Here is a 13,162-nt window from a genome sequence, read left to right on the forward strand (position 1 = left end):
ACGCCCCCTGAAGCTGATGGAGACTCAACTCTAGTGCGGTGTAGGGCGTCTATCGACTGACGGGCTCGAACCAGGTGTTATGCGGGATGTACTTCGTACGGTGGTACCGCAGGGATACGACCGTAAGCGCGATCGCGACCACCGCCATCGCCGCGCCCGCCCAGGCCGTCGAGGCGTAGCCGAGGTCCGCGTCGATGACCGTGCCGCCGAGCCAAGGGCCGCCGGTGTTGCCCAGGTTGAAGGCGGCCGTGGTGGTGGCGCCCGCGAGGGTGGGGGCCGCGGCGGCGATGTTGAACATACGGGCGTTCAGGGCCGGTGCCGTGTAGAACGCCGAGACGCCGAGGAGGAAGGTCAGAGTGACCACGGCGACCGGATTCGACGCGGTGAGCGCCAGCAGGACGAGCAGCACCGTCGAGGCGGTGATACCGCTGAGCATCACGCCGAAGAGATGCGCGTCCGCGTACCGGCCGCCCAGCGCGGTACCCACCAGCGCGCCGACGCCGAAGAGTCCGAGCACGCTCGGCACCCAGCCGCTGTCCAGCCCGGCCACATCCGTGAGCAGCGGCGCGAGATACGAGAACGCGCAGAAGACACCGCCCGCCGAGAGCGCGGTGACGGTGATGGAGAGCCAGACCTGACGGTCGCGGTAGATGGTCAGTTCCCGCTTGAGCCGTGGCCTCTCGGCCGGCACCGGGATACGCGGGATCAGCGTCATGACGCCGACCAGCGCGACCGCCGAGGCCGCGCCCACGGCCCAGAACGCCGAGCGCCAGCCCAGGTGTTCGCCGAGGAACGCGCCGGCCGGCACGCCGAGTACGTTCGCGATGGACAGGCCGCCGATCATCACGGCCATGGCGCGGGCGCGCGCGTCGAGCGGGGCCATCGCGATGGCGACGGCCGCGCCGACCGCCCAGAATCCGGCGCACGCGAAGGCGCTGACCACCCGGGACGCGAAGAGCACCTCGTACGTCGGCGCCAGCGCGCCCGCGACCTGGCCGAGGCCGAAGACGGAGATCAGGGCGATGAGCGTGGTACGGCGAGGCAGCCGCAGGGTGGCCACGGCGAGCAGCGGAGCGCCGATCACCATGCCGATCGCGAAGGCGGATATGAGGAGTCCGGCGGTGGGGATGGATACGTTCATGTCGTCGGCGAGCGGCGGCAGCAGGCCGGAGAGCATGAACTCACTGGTGCCGAGGGCGAAGACCGCGAGGCCGAGGATGTAGACGGCGAGCGGCATACCGGAGCGTCGGGCGGTGCTCTTGCGGGTGTCGGTGCTCGTGCGGGAGTCGGCGGAGTCGCGGGCATCGGTGGAGTCGGGCACGACAGGTGCTAACGCCGGTGTCGGGCGTTACATTCCCGCCCGCGTTCCTGCCTGCGTACTTCCCGTCCGCGTACCTTCCCGCCCGCATTCCCGCCCGCATTCCCGCCCGCATTCCCGCCCGCATCGACGTCACGTCCGAAGCGCCGCCAGTTCGGTGGCGAGGTTGTGGCGGGCGCGGTGCTCCCATTCCCGTACGCCGTAGGGAGTACGGAACAGGCCCGGCAGCGCGAGCAGTTGCTCCAGTACGGCCGCCCGGCCCGCGCGGAAGTCCGCGTCCGGGACGAATCCGTACTCCTCCCGGACCGCGGCCTGGTAAGCGGCGTACGCGTCCGGCGCCGAGGCCAGGATCGCGAGATCGGCGTCGCAGAGGACGGCGCCGTTGTGGTCGTCCGGCTCGGCGGCGTGAGTGGTGGTGAGGCGGACGAGCCGGGCGACCTCGCGCGTACGGTCGTCGCTCAAACCGGCCTCGGGCAGGGCGCGTTCGGCGAGACGGGCGGAGCGCTCCTCGTTCTCGGAGCGGTCGGGACGGTAGACGGCGTCGTGGAACCAGGCGGCGAGGCGTACGACGTCCGGGTCGTCGGCGTACTCGGCGAGTGTGTCGATGTGGTCGAGGACGGCGAGCAGATGAGCGGTGGTGTGGTAGCGGCGCTGAGGTTCGGCCCAGCGGGCGAGGAGGTCGTCGGCGTATACGTACGGGTCGGCTACGTACGGGTCGGGCGGGCCGTCGTCGCGGACGGCGAGGAGCGCGGCGGCGAAGCGACTGCGCGGATCGCGGAGGTCGCGGGGATCAGAGGCGGCGGGCATGGGACGACCATAGGGCCGGGCCCGGAACGGATTCGTCCCGGGCCCGGCCGCCCGTGCAGTGCTCGTACACAGCGGGCTCCGCAGCCGCTACGAAGCCGCTACGAGGCCTTGAAGCCGCGCAGCCGCAGCGAGTTGCCCACCACGAAGACCGACGAGAAGGCCATGGCGGCCCCGGCGATCATCGGGTTCAGCAGTCCGGCGGCGGCGAGCGGGATGGCGGCCACGTTGTAGGCGAAGGCCCAGAAGAGATTGACGCGGATGGTGGTGAGGGTGCGGCGGGCCAGCCGGATCGCGTCGGCGGTCGTGCGCAGGTCGCCGCGGACGAGAGTGAGATCGCCGGCCTCGATCGCGGCGTCGGTGCCGGTGCCCATGGCGAGGCCGAGATCGGCCTGGGCGAGAGCCGCGGCGTCGTTGACGCCGTCGCCGACCATGGCGACGGAACGGCCCTCCGCCTGGAGCTTCTTGATGACGTCGACCTTGTCTTCGGGCATGACCTCCGCGATGACCTGGTCCGGATCGATACCGACCTCGGCGGCGACGGAGGCGGCGACGGCCCTGTTGTCGCCGGTGAGCAGGATCGGTGTCAGACCGAGGGCGCGGAGGCGGCGTACGGCCTCGGCGCTGGTCTCCTTGACGGCGTCGGCGACTTCGAGGACGGCCCGTGCCTCACCGTCCCACGCCACCGCGATGGCGGTGCGGCCCGCCGCCTCGGCCTCGGCCTTCCTGCGCTCCAGGTCGGCCGGGAGACGGATCTCCCGGTCGGCGAGGAGCTGGGCGCGGCCGACGAGGACGGTATGGCCGTCGACAACGCCCTGGACGCCGAGGCCTGGGACGTTGGTGAAGTCCTCCGGGACGGGGAGCGGGACAGGCGCGGGGAGAGTGCTGATGCGTTCGACGGCGCCTGCGGCGACGGCGCGGGCGACGGGATGCTCGGAGGCGTGCTCCAGGGCGCCGGCGAGACGCAGCACCTCGGCTTCGTCGGTGGTCGCGGCCGTATGCGTGGCGAGCAGCGTCATCTTCCCGGTGGTGACCGTGCCGGTCTTGTCGAGGACGATCGTGTCGGCGCGGCGCGTCGATTCGAGGACCTCCGGGCCCTTGATCAGGATGCCGAGCTGCGCGCCGCGTCCGGTGCCGACCAGGAGGGCGGTCGGTGTGGCCAGGCCCAGGGCGCACGGGCAGGCGATGATCAGTACGGCGACGGCGGCGGTGAAGGCGGCCGTCAGCCCGGCGCCGCTGCCGAGCCAGACGGCGAGCGTGGCCAGCGCGAGGCCGATGACGACGGGAACGAAGACAGCGGAGATACGGTCGGCGAGCCGCTGGACGGCGGCCTTGCCGTTCTGCGCGTCCTCCACCAGCCGGGCCATCCGGGCGAGCTGGGTGTCCGCGCCGATACGGGTGGCTTCGACCACGAGCCGGCCGCCCGCGTTGAGCGTGGCGCCGGTCACCGTGTCGCCGACGGACACCTCGACGGGCACGGACTCGCCCGTGAGCATCGACGCGTCGATGGCGGAGGAGCCTTCCACGACGGTGCCGTCCGTCGCGATCTTCTCGCCTGGCCGTACGAGGAAACGGTCGCCGAGCCGGAGCCGGGCCGTGGGCACGGTGGTCTCACGGCCGTCCCGCAGGACGGTGACCTCCTTGGCGCCGAGCTCCAGCAGCGCCCGCAGGGCCGCGCCGGCCTTCCGCTTGGAGCGCGCCTCGAAGTAGCGCCCGGCGAGGATGAAGGCGGTCACGCCGGCCGCGGCTTCGAGGTAGATGTTCCCGGTGCCGTCGGTGCGGCTGATGGTCAGCTCGAAGGGATGAGTCATCCCGGGCATGCCCGCCATACCGAAGAACAGCGCCCACAGCGACCACAGGAACGCGGCCGACGTGCCGACCGAGATGAGCGTGTCCATGGTGGCGGCGCCGTGGCGGGCGTTGGTGAAGGCGGCGCGGTGGAAGGGCCAGCCGGCGTAGGTGACGACCGGCGCGGCGAGCGTGAGGGAGAGCCACTGCCAGTAGTCGAACTGGAGGGCCGGGATCATGGCCATCGCGACGACCGGTACGGAGAGGACGACGGCGGTGATCAGCCGCTCGCGCAGGGAGCGCAGCTCGGCGTCCTTGGCGGCGTCCTCGGCGGTTTGCGGGCCGGTGCCGTCAAGCGTGGGTTCCGTAGGGGCCGGTTCCGCTACCGCGGGCGCGGGCTGCCGTGCCGTATAGCCGGTGGCTTCGACGGTGGCGATCAGGTCCTGTACGGCGATGTCCGCACCGCGGTAGGAGACCTTGGCCTTCTCGGTGGCGTAGTTGACGGTGGCCTCGACACCGTCCATGCGGTTGAGCTTCTTCTCGATACGGGCGGCACAGGAGGCGCAGGTCATACCGCCGATGGTGAGCTCGACTTCGGCGGGTGCGCCGGTGGTTCCGGCGAGGCTCATTGCTGACGGCTCCTTGGTGGTCGACCGGTAGGGCACATCGTACTCATCGTACCCCCTGGGGGTATTGCTGCCTTCAGGTATACCCCCCGCCCGCATGGAGTTCAAGATACCCGTAGGGGGTATCTGCGGGATATCTGGCGAACAGCTCCGGGCTTCCGTCCCGAGGTGCGGCCGAGGTGCGGCCATGTTGCGGCAGTGATTCACGGTACGGGTGCGCCGGTGCGCCGGGCTCTCGCTCCCCTTAGGCTGGACATTGGACTAGACCTATAGCCCGACATCCTCCCCGATGAATGAGGTCTCATGAGCAAGCGTGCAGTCCTGGAGGTGATCGCCCTCGATGCGGAGGACGCGGTCGCAGCCCGGAGCGGAGGTGCGGACCGTCTCGAACTCGTCACCGACATGGCGGCGGACGGGCTGACTCCGCCCCGCGAGACCTTCGCGGAGATCCGTGCCGCGGTCGACATCCCGCTCCGGGTGATGCTGCGGCTGGCCGACGGCTTCACGGTGGGCGAACCGGGCGGGCCGGGCGATGTGGACGCCCTGGTGGCGGCGGCGCGCGGACTGCGGGCGGAGGGAGCGGAGGAGTTCGTCTTCGGCTTCCTGGACGCGGACGGCATGCCGGATCTGGCGACGGTGGAGCGGCTGCTCGCGGAGCTGGACGGCTGCCACTGGACCTTCCACCGGGCGATCGACCGCGCGGCGGACCGGGACGCGCTGCGCAAGCAGCTCGCGGACCTGCCGGGCCTGGACACCTACCTCACCGCCGGTTCGGCCGCGGGCGTGGACCAGGGCCTGCCCACCCTCCTCGCCGAGGCAGGCGCCGCAGGCCGCGGCGAACCGGGCTACGGCCCACACATGCTGGTCGGCGGCGGCCTCCGCCTCGACCACGTCGACGTACTGGTCGCGGCGGGAGTCGACGGCTTCCACATCGGCGGCGCGGCGCGACCGGGCGGCTGGACCCACCCGGTGTCGGCGGCAGCGGTACAAGAATGGCGCGAAGCCCTGGACACCTGACCACACCACGTGACGTCACGGCCCCGGCAGCCGGCCGGGGACGACCGGGGACGACCGGGACCAAGGCCTTCGGCGATCGCTCATCGGTTTGTATGCGTCGATCGTGTTCGTCCGTGTTCGTCACTGTCCTGCTGGCCGTTCATCAGATCGCGCGAACTCGTGATTGTCGGCTGGTTGGGCCGGACGGGCGTGGATACGGTCGGTCGCGTCGTCCGGAGTGGGCGGCACCCGTCGCGTGCGGCACGCGCCCAGGCCGGTCCCGGCCTCCCTGCGCCTGTACGGATCACGCCCGGGCAGTTCCCACGGGAGTGGACATGAGTTCTGTAGGCCGTAAGACCGTCGCGGTGATGGCCGCGGCTCTGGCGTCGCTGGGCGCGGGGAGCGGCGTCGCCGCGTCCGCGACCGCTCCATCGGCCACGTCGTGCAGCGGGACGGAGTGTCCCAGCCTGAAGCCGACGAGGCTCACGACCAGCCAGGCCACCCTGAATGTCACCCAGATGCAACTGGAGAACATCCACGCGATGGCGGTCGACGCGGTGACCGGCGAGCCCATCCGCGGTGCGAGGATCGTGTTCGCCACCATCGGCGGCCGGACGCTGGGCGCGTCCTACACCGACTACGACGGCATCGCCGCGATCACCGCCCCGGAGAACCTGGGCGTCGGAACGCTCCAGGAGCTGCTGGGCGGCTACGAGGCCGCGATGGTCGGCGACGGCGTCCACGCCCCGGCCGGAGCCCACGGAGCGATCACCATCGGCACCGACCAGGGCCCCGGTGTCCCGGGCGCCCCGTGCGCCATCTGTAGTGACCGCGGACTCAAGCAGGACGTCGTCCCGGTCGACTGGAGCCGGTGAGGATGCGGATCCTAGTAAGCGGGACACCATGACAACGGATCAGCGGTCGCCGGTATGTACGGATGCGATCTGGCGGCTTCCGGTGACGGTCTGCCGCATCACCCAGTTCCTGGGCGAGCAGACGGCCGGCGCCTTGCTGGAGCGCGCCATCGCCTCCGGCGGCGACATGCTGAAGCCCTCCATGATCCGGGACCGGGAGCTGGTCCCCGACTTCCGCCGGTCCCGGTCGTGCCAGGACTTCGCCGCGCCTGAGCTGATGGCAGCCATCGACGAGGTACTGGAGGCGGTCGAGCACACTCTGGGCGTCTCCTGCCAGTACACCGAACCCAGCTACAGCCTCAACGTGCACAACGACGGCGACTTCTACCGGTCGCACCAGGACACCAGCGCCGAGTTCGCACCCAGGCGCCTGCTCACGTTCGTGTATTACCTGCATCGCACACCCCGGCCTTTCGACGGCGGCGAGCTGCGTGTGTTCGACGCCGCCCTGCCGCTGCACACCGGGACAGCCGGAAAGTGGGAGGAGCGCACGTGGCGGGACTGGGAGCCTGAGCACGACAGCATCGTGTTCTTCCGGCCCACCGCCTGGCATGAGGTACGGCCGGTCAGCTGCCCGAGCAAGCAGCACGCGGACAGCCGCTTCGCCGTCAACGGCTGGCTGTGCAGCCCCGACCCCGCGAACCGCGGGAATGACGTGAGCCCGTAGGAAGTGTTACGCCGAGGGTGACGGTCCCCGTTCCGGCCCTCGGGGGCCTTTCGGAACGGGGAACCGTGCGGGGCCGTGCCGGGATCAGGCCGTGCGGGCGAGCAGGGCCGGTGGGAGTGGCGTCGTGTGGAGGACCGTGAGGCCTGAGACCGCGCGGGTCAGGGCCACGTAGAGGCGGCGGAGGCCGGTGCGTTCGTCGGGTTCCGCGGCGACGACCGACGCCGGGTCGTCCAGGACCACGTAGTCGTACTCCAGGCCCTTGGCCAGGGAAGCGGGTACGAGTGTCAGCCGGGAGGCCGCGGTGGTTTCCTCGCCCGGCGAGAGCCAGGGCATGCCCGCCGCCGTGAGGGCCTCGCGCAGGGCCGGGATTCTGGTGTCCGCCGCGATCAGGCCGATGGAGCCCTCGTGGGCCAGGGATTCCGTGCAGGCCGCGACGACCGCCGCGTCCAGGGCGGAGGCGTCGTGTACCTCCCGTACCTCCAGCGAGCCCGGCGACTCACGTACCGACTCCACCGCCGTCAGGCCCGGCGAGATCTCCGGCAGCAGTCTCGACGCGTACGCGATCACCTCGCGCGGCACACGGAAGCCCGCCGTCAGCTCCTCGACCACCGCGTCCGACTTGCCGAGATGGCGCAGGGCCTCCGCCCAGCTCGCGGTGGCCCACGGTGTGGTCCCCTGGGCCAGATCGCCCAGGACCGTGGCCGAACCGGTCGAACAGCGGCGGCCCACCGCGCGGTACTGCATCGGCGAGAGGTCCTGGGCCTCGTCCAGTACGACATGGCCCAGCGAGTGCGTACGGGCGATCAGATCCGCCGTCTCGTCGATCAGCACCGCGTCCGCCGGTGACCACTTCACCGACTTCACACTGCGCGCGGGCTTCGTCCACAGGACCGTCCGCTGCTCGTCCGGCGTCAGCAGGCCCTCCGCGTGCTCGGCCAGGAACTCCGCGTCGGAGAGCAGCCGCAGCACCAGCTTCGCCGGATCGACCGGCGGCCAGATCGCCTTGACCGCCGCCTTGACCGCCGTGCCGCGCGCCACCGCGTCCTGCACCCGGTCGTCGGGCGCCTCGCCCGCCCGTTCCATCTGTACGAGCACGGCGTGGGCGATCCGCTGCGGAAGCGCCTCGCGCGCGGCGCCGTAGCGCATGTCCCGGTCCAGCAACTGCTGGACGATCTCCTCGATCTCGTACGCGGGCACCCGCCACCGCCGCGAGCCGCGCACCACCACGACGCCCTCCGTCGGCGCGGTGACATGCGAACGCACGGCCCGGCGCAGGACCTCCGCCATCCGGGCGTCGCCCTTGAGCACGGCGGCGGGCGCCGGATCCGTACCGCGTACGTCGACGGAGGCGACCAGCGCGTCCACCGTCGACTGCCGTACGTCCAGCTCGCCCAGCGCGGGAAGCACCTGCTCGATGTAGTGGAGGAAGGACGCGTTCGGCCCGATCACCAGCGTGCCGGTACGGGCCAGCCGCTCGCGGTGCGCGTACAGCAGATACGCGACCCGGTGCAGACCGACGGCTGTCTTGCCGGTGCCGGGACCGCCCTGGACACAGACCGTGCCGCCGAGGCCGCTCCGTACGATCTCGTCCTGCTCCGGCTGGATCGTGGCGACGATGTCCCGCATCGGGCCCACGCGCGGCCGTTCGATCTCGGCCTGGAGCAGCTTGCTGGAGCGCGCCGCCTCGGTGGGATCGGAGAGACGCTCGTCCTCGTACGCGGTGAGGTCGCCGCCCGTGTAACCGAAGCGGCGGCGCAGCGCGACATCGTGCGGGTCCTTCTTGGAGGCCCGGTAGAACGGCTGGGAGACGGGCGCGCGCCAGTCGATGACCATGGGATCGCCGTCGGCGTCATGGACATGGCGTCGGCCGATGTACAGCGTCGAATTAGCCGCCTCCGGCGGCGGGCGATCGCCCTCGGCGCCTTCGGCCTGCGCCGCTCCGACCGGGTGCAGATAGTCGAGCCGGCCGAAGAAGAGCGGAGTGTGGGAGAGATCGGCGAGCGCCTTGATGCGCTCCTCGATCTGGGCCTCCAGGACGGCGGCGTTGACCCAGTTCGCGGTGACATCCCGGATGTCGAGGGCCTGGACGTCCTCGCGCATCGCGCGGAGCGCGGAACGGGAGGCACTGAGATGCGCGCGCTCGCTGGCCAAGGGATCGGCGGCGGGATCGGCTGCGAGGTCGGCGGGGCCGGCTGGATCGGCTGGATCTGCGAGGTCGGCTGCGGGGCCGGCAGAGCCGACCGGGAGCGCGTCGGGCGTCGTGGTGGAATCGGAATCGTACGCGGGCACGGTGTTGCCTCCGGGCTGTACGCACACCGACGGGCCGCGAGCCTGTCGGTCGGCGTGGATCAGATCATGGCGGTGGCCGTCCGGTTTCCGTCCGGACGACGGCACTCCGCTGAGGGAGGCGGGCAAGGTGGGCGATTGTAGCCAGCGGGTGACGAGCGGGCGAATGCTTTTTCCCGACCTGGCGACCCTCGCCGTACGCCCGGCACCGGCCCCGCCGTACGCCCGGCCGCGTGCCGCCGCGTCCCTCCCGTAGGGGACATCCCGTATGCCGTGAGTCGTACATGCCACCGCGCCCGGAGTCGTACATGGCGCTGTGCGCGGTTCCGTCCATGGGTCGATGTGTTCCGGTGGCCGTGAATCCACTATGGATATATGAGTAGCGCAGCCTTTACCCCAGCCCATCCCTCGCACAGCGCGCCGCCGCCACCGGGCGCGACCGTCTCGGGGGCCGCACCCAACCATCCCGTCCACCACGTCGGCAACGCACTGCGCGCGGTCAAGGTCTTCGTGAGCACCGCGTTCCGCGTGGCCGTCCTCGGGGAGTACGCGGAGGAGGCGGATATCAGCCGTGGCCACCGGCTCTGAGAAGATGAAGATCTGTCCGAGGGACGCGGACGGGACCCGGACTTGACCTGGACGGGACCTGAGGGACGCCCTCGATCCCGCTGATCCACTAGGGTCGCGGCCGTGACCTACCGGACCGTGACCTCCCGCTCACTCGCCGCAGTGGGCGTGCTCGCCCTGTCGCTGGCCGCATTCGCCACCCTCTGCCTCGCCCGGCACATCCCGATGGCCGACACGCTCGTCTACCGGGCGGAAGGCGCGGCCGTCGTCGGCGGCACCGATCTCTACGGGTTCACGGTCACGCAGTGGCAGCTGCCCGCCACCTATCCGCCCTTCGCGGCGATCCTCTTCGTCCCGACCACCTGGCTGCCCGTCGACGCGCTCAAGGTCGTCTTCGTCATCGGGAACGTCGCGCTGCTGGCCCTCTTCGTACGGCTGTCCTGGCGGTTCGCCGGGCTGCCCGCCGGTCCTGTGCCGCTGCTCGTCGCCGTAGCCGTAGGGCTCTGGCTCGAACCCGTCTTCCAGACCGTCCTGTTCGGACAGATCAATCTCGCCCTCGCCTGTCTCGTCCTCTGGGACCTGTCCAGACCCGAGCACGCGCTCGGCAAGGGCTTCGCCCTCGGTGTCGCCGCGGGCATCAAACTGACTCCGGCCGTCTTCATCGTCTATCTGCTGGTGACCGGGCGCGTACGGGCCGGGCTGACCGCCGTCGCCTCCCTCACCGCCACGGTGCTGCTGGGCGTGCTCGTACTGCCGCAGGCCAGCGGCGAGTTCTGGACGCGGCGCGTCTTCGAGACCAGCCGGGTCGGCAAGGCGTGGATCATCGACAACCAGTCGCTGCAAGGGCTGCTGGCACGCGTCCTGCACACCACGGAGCCGGGCGCGCTGTGGACTGTGACCGCGGCGGTCACGGCGGCCGGCGGGCTGTGGCTGGCGCGTACGGCCGTCGTACGGGCCGGTTCCGAACGCTGGGGTGTGCTGGTCACGGCGCTGACCGCGCTGCTGGTGTCACCGATCAGCTGGTCGCACCACTGGGTGTGGTGCGTACCGCTGCTGGCGGTGCTGATCGCGGAGCGACGGTTCCGTACGGCGGCGGCGGTCGGCGTGGTCTGGACGGCGCGCAGCTTCTGGGCCGTACCGCACGAGGGCGAGCTGGACCTCAGGCTGGCGTGGTGGCAGCAGCCGGTGGCGTCGCCGTACGCGCTGTGCGCGCTGGGGCTGCTGGCGTTCGCGGGCTGGCGTACGGGTACGAGTACGGGCCTGGCGCGCGCGGACACGGGCCCGGTCCTGCCCACGCCACGCGCCGAGTCGGTGCGGGCGAGGGCGCGGGGATGAGCACGCGGCCGGGCACGGACCGAGACGTCGCGCCGGGCCCGTACCGGACCGAGCGCCGTGCCCGGACCGAGCGCCGTGCCCGGGCCGAGCGCCGTGCCCGGGCCGAGCGCCGTGCCCGGGCCGAGCGCCTTGCCTGCCGAGCCCGCCGCGCCCGCCCGCTCAGTTCTCCGCGAGCCCTCAGTTCTCCGCGAGCAGTTCGTCCGCGTCCACGATCCGGTACGCGTATCCCTGCTCGGCCAGGAACCGCTGGCGGTGCGCCGCGAAGTCCTGGTCGATGGTGTCGCGCGCCACGACCGAGTAGAAGCGCGCCTCATGGCCGTCCGCCTTGGGACGGAGCACCCGGCCGAGGCGCTGCGCCTCCTCCTGGCGGGAGCCGAACGTGCCCGACACCTGGATCGCGACCGTCGCCTCCGGCAGATCGATCGAGAAGTTCGCGACCTTCGACACCACGAGCACCGAGATCTCGCCCTGCCGGAACGCCTCGAAGAGCAGCTCGCGCTGCGCGTTGCTGGTCTCGCCCTTGATGACCGGCGCGTCGAGATGCTCGCCCAGCTCGTCGAGCTGGTCGATGTACTGGCCGATGACGAGCGTCTGCTCGCCCATGTGCTTGCGTACCAGCGCCTCCGTCACCTTCCGCTTGGTCTCGGTCGTCGCGCAGAACCGGTACTTCTCCTCCGTCTCGGCGGTCGCGTACGCGAGACGCTCGCCGTCGGTGAGATTGACGCGTACCTCGACACAGTCCGCCGGAGCGATGTAGCCCTGCGCCTCGATCTCCTTCCACGGCGCGTCGAACCGTTTCGGCCCGATGAGCGAGAAGACGTCCGACTCCCGGCCGTCCTCCCGTACGAGCGTCGCGGTCAGCCCGAGCCGGCGGCGGGCCTGGAGATCGGCGGTGAACTTGAAGACGGGCGCGGGCAGCAGATGCACCTCGTCGTAGACGATCAGGCCCCAGTCACGGGAGTCGAAGAGCTCCAGATGCGGATAGACGCCTTTACGACGGGTCGTCAGCACCTGGTACGTGGCGATGGTGACCGGGCGGATCTCCTTCTTCGTACCGCTGTACTCGCCGATCTCCTCCTCGGTGAGCGAGGTGCGCTTCACCAGCTCGTGCTTCCACTGGCGGGCGGAGACGGTGTTGGTGACCAGGATCAGTGTCGTCGCCTTGGCCTCGGCCATCGCACCCGCCCCGACCAGCGTCTTTCCCGCGCCGCAGGGCAGCACGACCACACCGGAGCCGCCGTGCCAGAAGCCCTCGACGGCCTGCTTCTGATACGGGCGCAGCGCCCAGCCGGTCTCGTCCAGCTCGATGGCGTGCGCCTCGCCGTCGACGTATCCGGCGTGGTCCTCGGCCGGCCAGCCCAGCTTGAGGAGCGTCTGCTTGATCTGGCCGCGCTCGGAGGGATGCACGGCGACGGTGTCCGGATCGATCCGGACACCGACCAGCGGCTGGACCTTCTTGGAACGGAGGATCTCCTCCAGCACCGGACGGTCCGTGGAGGTCAGGACGAGACCATGGGTGGGGTGCTTGGAGAGGGTGAGCCGGCCGTAGCGCGCCATCGTCTCGGCGACATCGACAAGCAGGGCGTGCGGCACGGGATACCGCGAGAACGCCACCAGCGCGTCGACCACCTGCTCGGCGTCATGCCCGGCGGCCCGCGCGTTCCACAGCCCGAGCGGAGTCAGCCGGTAGGTATGGATGTGCTCCGGCGCGCGCTCCAGCTCGGCGAACGGCGCGATGGCGCGGCGGCAGGCGCCCGCCTGCTCGTGGTCGACTTCGAGCAGCAGTGTCTTGTCGCTCTGGACGATGAGAGGTCCATTCACGTGCCTACATCCCTTCCGCGCGGGCCAAACCTCCAGTGTG

The 13,162-nt window shown here is 71.0% G+C and carries 10 protein-coding genes; 5 read left to right on the forward strand and 5 right to left on the reverse strand.

The genetic code is table 11. The annotated features are described in order from the left end of the window. Nucleotides 1-49 precede the first annotated feature (49 nt). The 3 genes from ACFV6H_RS03435 to ACFV6H_RS03445 form a co-directional block, all read right to left on the reverse strand. Nucleotides 50-1,237 (reverse strand): Cmx/CmrA family chloramphenicol efflux MFS transporter, encoded by a 1,188-nt coding sequence (locus ACFV6H_RS03435; protein WP_385538926.1) that lies wholly within the window; start codon nucleotides 1,235-1,237, stop codon nucleotides 50-52. A gap of 213 nt (nucleotides 1,238-1,450) precedes the next feature. Further along, nucleotides 1,451-2,125: an HD domain-containing protein gene (locus ACFV6H_RS03440; RefSeq protein WP_385538095.1), complete on the reverse strand. Its 675-nt coding sequence runs from the start codon at nucleotides 2,123-2,125 to the stop codon at nucleotides 1,451-1,453. Nucleotides 2,126-2,223: 98 nt separating this feature from the next. Beyond that, entirely contained in the window at nucleotides 2,224-4,539 is a 2,316-nt protein-coding gene (locus tag ACFV6H_RS03445) for a heavy metal translocating P-type ATPase (RefSeq protein WP_385538097.1), read from the reverse strand. 300 nt (nucleotides 4,540-4,839) lie between these two features. Between ACFV6H_RS03445 and ACFV6H_RS03450 the strand changes: the two genes are divergently transcribed. The 3 genes from ACFV6H_RS03450 to ACFV6H_RS03460 all read left to right on the forward strand — a co-directional run bounded on the left by ACFV6H_RS03450 (nucleotide 4,840) and on the right by ACFV6H_RS03460 (nucleotide 7,113). After that, complete coding sequence (locus ACFV6H_RS03450) at nucleotides 4,840-5,553, forward strand: copper homeostasis protein CutC (protein WP_385538101.1); 714 nt, start codon at nucleotides 4,840-4,842, stop codon at nucleotides 5,551-5,553. A 314-nt stretch (nucleotides 5,554-5,867) separates the two neighbouring features. Then, a complete protein-coding gene (locus ACFV6H_RS03455; protein WP_385538104.1) occupies nucleotides 5,868-6,407 on the forward strand; it encodes a hypothetical protein in 540 nt (179 codons plus the stop codon). 28 nt (nucleotides 6,408-6,435) lie between these two features. Then, on the forward strand, nucleotides 6,436-7,113 hold the full coding sequence (locus ACFV6H_RS03460; protein ID WP_385538107.1) for a 2OG-Fe(II) oxygenase: 678 nt from the start codon (nucleotides 6,436-6,438) through the stop codon (nucleotides 7,111-7,113). An 84-nt stretch (nucleotides 7,114-7,197) separates the two neighbouring features. Here ACFV6H_RS03460 and ACFV6H_RS03465 read toward each other — a convergent pair whose 3' ends face one another. Next, complete coding sequence (locus ACFV6H_RS03465) at nucleotides 7,198-9,264, reverse strand: HelD family protein (protein WP_385538928.1); 2,067 nt, start codon at nucleotides 9,262-9,264, stop codon at nucleotides 7,198-7,200. A gap of 510 nt (nucleotides 9,265-9,774) precedes the next feature. On the opposite strand from ACFV6H_RS03465, the gene ACFV6H_RS03470 reads away from it, so the two are divergent. Next, nucleotides 9,775-9,987 (forward strand): hypothetical protein, encoded by a 213-nt coding sequence (locus ACFV6H_RS03470; protein WP_384779106.1) that lies wholly within the window; start codon nucleotides 9,775-9,777, stop codon nucleotides 9,985-9,987. 102 nt (nucleotides 9,988-10,089) lie between these two features. Continuing rightward, nucleotides 10,090-11,301, forward strand: a complete 1,212-nt coding sequence (locus ACFV6H_RS03475; RefSeq protein WP_385538110.1) for a glycosyltransferase 87 family protein — start codon at nucleotides 10,090-10,092, stop codon at nucleotides 11,299-11,301. Nucleotides 11,302-11,478: 177 nt separating this feature from the next. Here ACFV6H_RS03475 and ACFV6H_RS03480 read toward each other — a convergent pair whose 3' ends face one another. Beyond that, entirely contained in the window at nucleotides 11,479-13,122 is a 1,644-nt protein-coding gene (locus tag ACFV6H_RS03480; RefSeq protein WP_385538114.1) for a DNA repair helicase XPB, read from the reverse strand. Between the last annotated feature and the right edge of the window lie 40 nt (nucleotides 13,123-13,162).

Source organism: Streptomyces sp. NPDC059743, assembly GCF_042732975.1.
GTDB lineage: Bacteria > Actinomycetota > Actinomycetes > Streptomycetales > Streptomycetaceae > Streptomyces.

Excerpts from the sequence above, each read along its gene's own strand:
- ACFV6H_RS03445 (WP_385538097.1), bottom strand. The coding sequence starts at position 4,539 with ATGAGCCTCGCCGGAACCACCGGCGCACCCGCCGAAGTCGAGCTCACC.
- ACFV6H_RS03450 (WP_385538101.1), top strand. The coding sequence starts at position 4,840 with ATGAGCAAGCGTGCAGTCCTGGAGGTGATCGCCCTCGATGCGGAGGAC.
- ACFV6H_RS03455 (WP_385538104.1), top strand. The coding sequence starts at position 5,868 with ATGAGTTCTGTAGGCCGTAAGACCGTCGCGGTGATGGCCGCGGCTCTG.
- ACFV6H_RS03440 (WP_385538095.1), bottom strand. The coding sequence starts at position 2,125 with ATGCCCGCCGCCTCTGATCCCCGCGACCTCCGCGATCCGCGCAGTCGC.
- ACFV6H_RS03470 (WP_384779106.1), top strand. The coding sequence starts at position 9,775 with ATGAGTAGCGCAGCCTTTACCCCAGCCCATCCCTCGCACAGCGCGCCG.
- ACFV6H_RS03460 (WP_385538107.1), top strand. The coding sequence starts at position 6,436 with ATGACAACGGATCAGCGGTCGCCGGTATGTACGGATGCGATCTGGCGG.
- ACFV6H_RS03435 (WP_385538926.1), bottom strand. The coding sequence starts at position 1,237 with ATGCCGCTCGCCGTCTACATCCTCGGCCTCGCGGTCTTCGCCCTCGGC.